Annotated in this window: 5 protein-coding genes; all 5 read right to left on the bottom strand. The window is 44.6% G+C overall.

Translation table 11 applies throughout. The features are described from left to right. Nucleotides 1-172: 172 nt before the first annotated feature. Complete coding sequence (gene dsbD / locus EI162_RS12790) at nucleotides 173-2335, bottom strand: protein-disulfide reductase DsbD (protein WP_192524707.1); 2163 nt, start codon at nucleotides 2333-2335, stop codon at nucleotides 173-175. Between the two features lie 63 nt (nucleotides 2336-2398). Beyond that, nucleotides 2399-2971: a protein-disulfide reductase DsbD N-terminal domain-containing protein gene (locus EI162_RS12785; RefSeq protein WP_225735376.1), complete on the bottom strand. Its 573-nt coding sequence runs from the start codon at nucleotides 2969-2971 to the stop codon at nucleotides 2399-2401. 226 nt (nucleotides 2972-3197) lie between these two features. Beyond that, nucleotides 3198-3713 carry a type II secretion system major pseudopilin GspG gene (gene gspG, locus EI162_RS12780; protein ID WP_413038394.1) on the bottom strand — a complete coding sequence of 172 codons (516 nt, stop codon included), beginning with the start codon at nucleotides 3711-3713 and terminating at the stop codon, nucleotides 3198-3200. Nucleotides 3714-4214: 501 nt separating this feature from the next. After that, nucleotides 4215-5417, bottom strand: coding sequence for a type II secretion system inner membrane protein GspF (gene gspF, locus EI162_RS12775; protein ID WP_192524706.1), 1203 nt, complete (start codon nucleotides 5415-5417; stop codon nucleotides 4215-4217). Between the two features lie 230 nt (nucleotides 5418-5647). Then, complete coding sequence (locus EI162_RS12770; RefSeq protein WP_192524705.1) at nucleotides 5648-6775, bottom strand: hypothetical protein; 1128 nt, start codon at nucleotides 6773-6775, stop codon at nucleotides 5648-5650. Between the last annotated feature and the right edge of the window lie 318 nt (nucleotides 6776-7093).

The raw sequence follows: 7093 nt of genomic DNA, 5'->3' as shown, positions 1-7093 counted from the left end.
TTCTCGCTTGTGTCTTTATCTGGCTGCCGCTGATTTGAATTCTATACAGCCCCTAGCCTTATCGCTGCATAATAAACAGGTAAGTAGGAATAAGTAAAAAGCCAACATACCATGAATCGGTATATTGGCTTTTTTGTCTTGAGAGGATAAGACTAAAATTATCGGCTTTGCATCATTTATTAAGTGCGGTCAACGTCTGCTCAAACTCCTGACGACCAATTTCACCCACTTGTTTTTGAGTTAGCTGCCCGTCTTGGTAATATAACAGTGTCGGCGGCCCAAATAACTTATAGCGCGCCAAAATAGCTTTAGAGTCAGCCGTGGTCTCAGTGATATCTAATCTCACTAACTGCCAGTCTTGCATTTGCGCTGGGCGATTGGTAAATAAGTTTTTATCCATAATACGGCATTCAATACACCAGTCAGCGGTCAAATCAACCAAGACTTTAGGGTTAGCAGCGGTGATGGCATCCAATTCTGCTAGCGTCGTAATGTACTTGTCTGAGGCATTGCTCGCGTTATTGACACCGCCAGCTTGACCGTCTGCTGGTTGCATGAGCATCGGAGCAGCACTCAACGACTCTAGCGGATGCAAGCTATCGTCATTACCAAGCGCCGCACCAATCACCAAACAAGCCGCCCAAATCCCAGCGATAAGCCCTAAAGCTTGAGTCAGCATACGCGCTTTACCCAACCAGCTCCATGCCCATGTTGCCACCACCATAAACCATAATGCCCAAACCAAGAGCATCACTGGCGAGATAAACACCCGCTCAATCAATAACAATGCCACGGCGAATAGCAGTAAGGCAAAACCTTGCTTGACCCAGTTCATCCACTCGCCAGCCTTTGGCATAATTTTGCCTTGAGTTGCCCCAATTAAAATAAGCGGCGCGGACAAACCAAAACCGAGCATAAATAAAGCGGCAAAACCAAGTAGCGGACTGCCTATTGTCGAGACGGCAAGCAATGCACCAAATAACGGCGCGGAGACACAAGGTGAGACGACCAATGCCGATAGAAACCCTGCGACTAAACTGCCGCCTGCACTGCCCATTTTACTATCACCAGCTTGGCTTAAACCCTGCATCTTACTGGTGATAAAATACGGTAGACGAATCGTAAACACCTCTAGCATATAAAGAGCCAGCAAAACGAATATTACCGCAAAGCTAATCAAGATTATTGGATTTTGTAGCCAACCAATAATTCCTAATGATTCACCAAATACTGCAATCACCGCACCTAGGATGCCGTAAGCGATAGACACCCCTATCGCATAGCTAGTGGTTAAGATAACGCCTTTTTTGACCGTTGGATTTTTTTGACGAGCGACGATATTAGCAACAATCGGCAGCATCGGTAATACGCATGGCGTTAGCGCTAAGCCCAAACCGGCTAAAAACAATAAGCCCAGTGCCAACCAAGGGTGCTTGGCCAGACCAAATGGATCACTTTCTTCTAAGTCATTGGCGGCGGCTACCGTATCATTAGCCGCACTATTATTTGATACTTCGGAGTCTGCGCCAGAAATAGTAGTGGCGCCTGTTAACTCACCTTCTAAAGAATCATCTTCGAGTAAAGCATAGTCGACCACCTCATCGCCCGACAGTCCTGATTCTGTATCCAAACTATTTTCTTCAAGGCTACCTGCTTCAAGGCCTCTTTCTTCAAGGTTATTGGCTTCAAGGCTACCTGCTTCAAGACTATTGCCATCCGCTGCATTTAGCGTTTCTGATGTTGCAGCAGCAATATTAACGGTGGTTTTAATCTTTTCTGGCGGATAGCAAAGCCCAGCTTTGGCACACCCTTGCCACCCAATCACTATCCCTGCATTGTCCACCACTTTGCCATCGGCACTGGTCAAGGTAGTGCTCGCGACCATATTGACTTGATCAAATACGGGCACTTTGCCAAAGGTGGGATCATCGATTAAGACAGGCGATTGACTAAAGGTAAAAGGTGCGGCCTTCACACCAGCAGGCAATGTGAGTTTCAGCTGATCTTTATAAACATAATGCTCTGGAGTAATATCAAAGTTAATCGATAAGCGCGTCCCAGATTTGGCAGCTTTAGTGCTGCTACTCACTTGAAACGCTTTGTCCACCGATAAAAATTCCGACTGCGCAGCGCTTTGATTGTTACCAAACAAATCCCCCAATCCTGCCGCCTGCGTGGTCATGGTGGTCGCGGTCAGCCCTGTCAGTAAAGAGCTGACCGCAATAGCAAATGCCAATAAATAAGACTTTTTTGCCGGTTTATTTACCGTTAGTGATGGCCTGCTTAATGATGCCGTTTGAACTGACGAGATGGTTTTTGGTGTCTTAATGGACATGAAACGCTACCTATTTATAACTGCTATTTAAAATTACTACTGACGGCTTATTTATGTACCCGCTTATTTGCGTGTGGCAATATTGAGCGTGGTTTTAATCTTTTCTGGTGGGTAGCACAATCCTGATTCTGCACAACCTTGCCAGCCAATAACAACCGGCACATTTTTTGCCGCTTTGCCATTTTTAGTCGTAAGAGTCGTGGTTGCTACCATGCTTTTTTGGGTAAACACAGGCACTTTACCAAAGGTTGGATCGTCAATAGAAACCGGCGACTGATTAAAAGTAAATGGGACGGCGCTGATACCTTTGGGGAAATTTAAAGTAAGCTTATCTTTATAAACATAATGACCAGGTGTAATATCAAAAGCGATCGATAAACGCGTGCCCTTAGACGTTACTTTAGTAATGCTGTCCACTTGGAACGCTTTATCGACTGGCAAGAATTTAGATTGTGCTGCATTGTTATTACCAAATAATTCGCCCAGACCTGCAGCCTGCGTTGGCATGGAGGTCATTGCCAATGCTGCCACTATTGAGCTACTGGCAATAGTAAGTGCATAAAACTTTTTAGCAGCACCTTTATTTTTGTTGGCTGGTTTTGATGTTAGCGCTGATGTTGGCATTGTGATAAACATAGGGTTACCTCTGATGGCTTCAATAACTGATTTTTATAAACGATGCTTTTACTTTGAACTGAGCATATTAAACAATGATATTTCAATATATTCATAAAAAATATCAACCAATAACGCCTTATTGGTTGATATATAGATATCACTAGAAGTGCTTTAACCAGTAGGCGGTTTACTTCTCAGCAGATATAGCGCCCGTAACGTCTCCGAAAAATTATCGGGCTAGCGCTTATAGCTTGGCATAAATGTCGGCATCCTGACCTTCGCCACCTTGCTGTCCATCAGCGCCCAGAGAAAACAAATCATAAGGGCGGCCTTCACTACCTGGAGAGACATACTGAAGCTCATTCTCCCAACCATCTGTTGGATAGTCACCTTTAATATAGCCGCCGTCAGGATAATTTTTGGCTTCCGCAGGCGGCGTGGTCAGTGCGTCTAAACCTTGTGCTGTCGTTGGATAGCGACCATTGTCAGCTCTATATTGATCTAATACATTAGATATTGAGGACAAGGTTATTTCAGTGGTCTTTATCCTCGCTTTATCACTCTGTCCCACTATGTTAGGCACCACAAGGCCAGCAAGAATCGCCAAAATCACAATGACGACCATAATCTCAATCAGGGTAAAACCAGACTGGCTACGCTGTACAGATGCTGCCATCTGTTTACTGCTAGCTGCTGAAAAGGTTTGAGTGGTGGTTTCTGAGCTTGGTAAAGTGGTGTTTACTTTGGTCTTATTAATCATAATCGTCGCTTTTATTATCACAGTTATACCTGAATATTGAATTAACAATGAAGTGATTGCAACTATAGACGATGATTTTATTTTTATCCACCACTGCCATAACATTATTAGATATGACTGTTAGCACTGAGATTGCAAACTCAAGGTAGCGATATTTAAATATCAATACTTAGGGCATGTCCTCAATCTGAACGAAATCAACTAAATGGGCTAAAAATGGCTAAATCTTGCCAAACTGTGTCAAATAGCTGGCTAATATCTTGATATTATCTGTGCTATTTTCCTTGTTTGACTGCAATTTATCTCATTTTTATCACCATTTTCAAAATGAGGACACGCCCTAGTTGAAGCTCACTATAGCCTAATGCTGGATTTAGCGAAAGAAGAAACAGGATGTGGTCAATAATCTACAACAGTAAGCAAAACTTAAGAAACTTAGCTAAGCTTTAAGTCAGATTGCTAGAATATTTAGATATTTGCCGATTGCATTGAGGACACACCCTAACCTGCCAAATCATTCATATTAACAATGGGTAGCATCACCGCCATCACAATAATCATCACTATTACGCCCATCAATACCAGCATCAGCGGCTCAAGTAACGACAGTAAAGTGCTGATAAAGTTAGTGGCTTCGGCTTCCTGCATATTGGCGGCGCGACTGAGCATATTTTCCAGCTCTCCCGAGTTTTCACCACTTTTAATCATTTGTACCATCATTGGCGGAAAATAGGCAGATTTTTCTAATTGACTCGATAGGCTCGAGCCTTCGGTGACCCTATCAGCAGCGGTAATGATGGTTTTTTGAATATGTAAATTGGTCGTCACCGCAGCGCCAATATGTAACGCTTCAATCAACGGCACGCCTGAGCGTACGAGTATCGCCAGTGTACTGGCAAAGCGCGCCGCATTAAGCCCTTTTGATAATCGCGCCAGTACTGGCAATCTTAGTACCGTGCTGTCTATGGCCAATTTACCGGCTTGCGTCTGGGCAAAACGATAAAATAAGAAGGCCGTCCCTGCCAATACCAGTAGCATCAGCCACCACCACTGGGTAATGGCGTTCGACATCGCCAGAACGACCTGGGTAATCAGCGGTAGTGCTTGCTCAGACTGTTCAAAGACTTTGACAATTTTGGGCACCACAAAGCTCATCAAACCCATAATCACACAAATTGCCATCACCATCAGCACAATCGGATAGACCATAGCAACTTTAATTTTATTTTGTAGGGCAAAGCGGTTTTCGGTGTAATCGGCCAGCTGATTGAGGATTAAATCTAAATGCCCTGATTTCTCTCCAGCGGCGATAGTAGCAATGTATAGCGGTGGAAAACTCGCCGCTTGCTGCAACGCTCGCGCTAAACTCAGGCCTTCTAATACATGCGAGCGCACGGCGAGCATGAGAGATTTGATATGGGTTTTTGGCGATTGCTTGGCGACAGCTGCAAGTGTTTCCTCTAATGGAATACCAGCAGCGAGCAATACCGATAGTTGGCGGGTGAGCAGTGCCAATTCATAAGCAGAGGGTTTTTTATGGCGGTTTTTATCTTGGTTTTGTCGATCATTGACCGCGCTAACTTCAACAGGCGTCCATTGTTTATCACGCAGTTGCTGACGTACTTGGCGCGCAGAATCGCCTTCGAGCAAGCCTTTTTGGACACTGCCGCGATCGTCAAGCGCTTTAAAATGATAAGCGGGCATAGCAGCAGATATCCTAAGACGGCCAATGAAAAAAGGTTATAAATCAGGATTTCAAAATATAGTCAGTTCAATATAAAAGCGATACAGCGGGGCTGGAACACTTTCGTTTAAAACATAAGTTTTGCAGCCTCTGTCTGCGCAGGCACAGCACGCCAGAAAGTCTATACCAGTTCCGCATCAAAATAGAATCTATCTGTTTTATTTGGAATCGACTATAGACAGTCAACGATTTAGAAAAGCGGCGTAGAGTCGCTACTATCTGGCATTATGCCTTGTAATAGCAACACATCTAAATGCTGTTGTTGCAACTTTTTATCAAAGTCATTGACCTCTGCTATCAGCATTCTTTCGATACGCTTATCGCTGGCAAAGACGCTCAATCGGGCACAAATCACCGCCAATTGATAAATACGTTTTTTACAATAACCATCCAGACCTTGTAGTAGCCTCACCATATGCGGGGTCTCAAGACTGGCATAATCATAATCGGCAACCACCTGCTGACCCAGCGCTGTGACGCCATAACTAATAGATAGATGGGCGCAGAAATAACAACTAAATAAGTAACCAACCACGTGACCAATATAATAGCCGCGATCATAAGTGAAGCTACTAACCCCAAAGTGCCCGAGCACATAACCGTTGAGACTGCCTTGGTCCAAAACAGGTTTGCCGTTTTTGAGCTTGCCGACAGTGGCAAAACACAGTGGGTTACGCCCATCTTGTGTAGTCAGCTGCCACCCTGCCGGTTGTTGGGCTGGCATATGACGCACGATATCGGCAATAATATCATCGACCACATGTAGCTGCTGCCAGAGACGCTCTAGCCCATCAGTATCCATCAAGCCACGCTTGTCGAGCTGCTGAGCCAGCAAGTATTGCTGATATTCTGCGAACTGTGTTTTCAGCGTTTGTACCAAGTAAGTGGGACGCGTAGCAGTGGAGGCTAGATATAGTAGCCGAGTACGCTCATGCTGGGTATGATAAAGCGCCACACGCTGCGCGGCGACATTGGTCTCGCTGGCAGTAGTGTTTTGCATGGTCGTACTGGTGTTAGGCAGCTCACCGCCTGTTTCAGTAGCAGCTTTTTTGGTGGCAGTTTCTTTGATGACAGCGTCTTGAGTGACTGATTTTTCAGTATCTGGCAAGGTAAAAAGCGCCAAAAGCATAGCTTTATCAGGTGTCTCAACCACCTTGTCTTTTTGCTCACTTTCGCTAAGACGTTGGTTATCTTTAACCTGGTCTTTTACGCTGTCTTTAGCGTTAGTTTTATTCATATTGCTTTGTTCTTTAGCAGACGCGGTAGAGCCTTGGTGACTACTGGCTTGTGCGTTCGGCTTTGCGGTCGGTTCAGTCATAACATACCATCAGCAGCAAAAATAAACATCATCTAAGCCATACGATATAACTGCCATATTGGCAGATATAGGGCGTTCAAAACAAACGCTCACGCTTAGATAACTCATCATTCCATAGTACCTGAACACAAGCACATTGTCAGCTGCACATCGTCAAAATACTGTCAGTCGAAACTGGAAAGAATCGCTCTATTAAAATCGAAAACTCACGATCGAAAAATAAAAAAAGCGTTAAGGAGGCAATGGCAACCTGAACGCTTTTGTTGACTTCCTCCCCTCCCTAAACGGAGGGGATTCCTACCGCTAGACGCTCAAGCC

Source organism: Psychrobacter sp. FME6, assembly GCF_014861365.1.
In the GTDB taxonomy this organism is placed as follows: domain Bacteria; phylum Pseudomonadota; class Gammaproteobacteria; order Pseudomonadales; family Moraxellaceae; genus Psychrobacter.
Note: the sequence above shows the minus strand (reverse complement) of the source record. Positions and strands in the feature narration are given on the sequence as shown.

Excerpts from the sequence above, each read along its gene's own strand:
- dsbD (WP_192524707.1), bottom strand. The coding sequence starts at position 2,335 with ATGTCCATTAAGACACCAAAAACCATCTCGTCAGTTCAAACGGCATCA.
- EI162_RS12785 (WP_225735376.1), bottom strand. The coding sequence starts at position 2,971 with ATGTTTATCACAATGCCAACATCAGCGCTAACATCAAAACCAGCCAAC.
- gspG (WP_413038394.1), bottom strand. The coding sequence starts at position 3,713 with ATGATTAATAAGACCAAAGTAAACACCACTTTACCAAGCTCAGAAACC.
- gspF (WP_192524706.1), bottom strand. The coding sequence starts at position 5,417 with ATGCCCGCTTATCATTTTAAAGCGCTTGACGATCGCGGCAGTGTCCAA.
- EI162_RS12770 (WP_192524705.1), bottom strand. The coding sequence starts at position 6,775 with ATGACTGAACCGACCGCAAAGCCGAACGCACAAGCCAGTAGTCACCAA.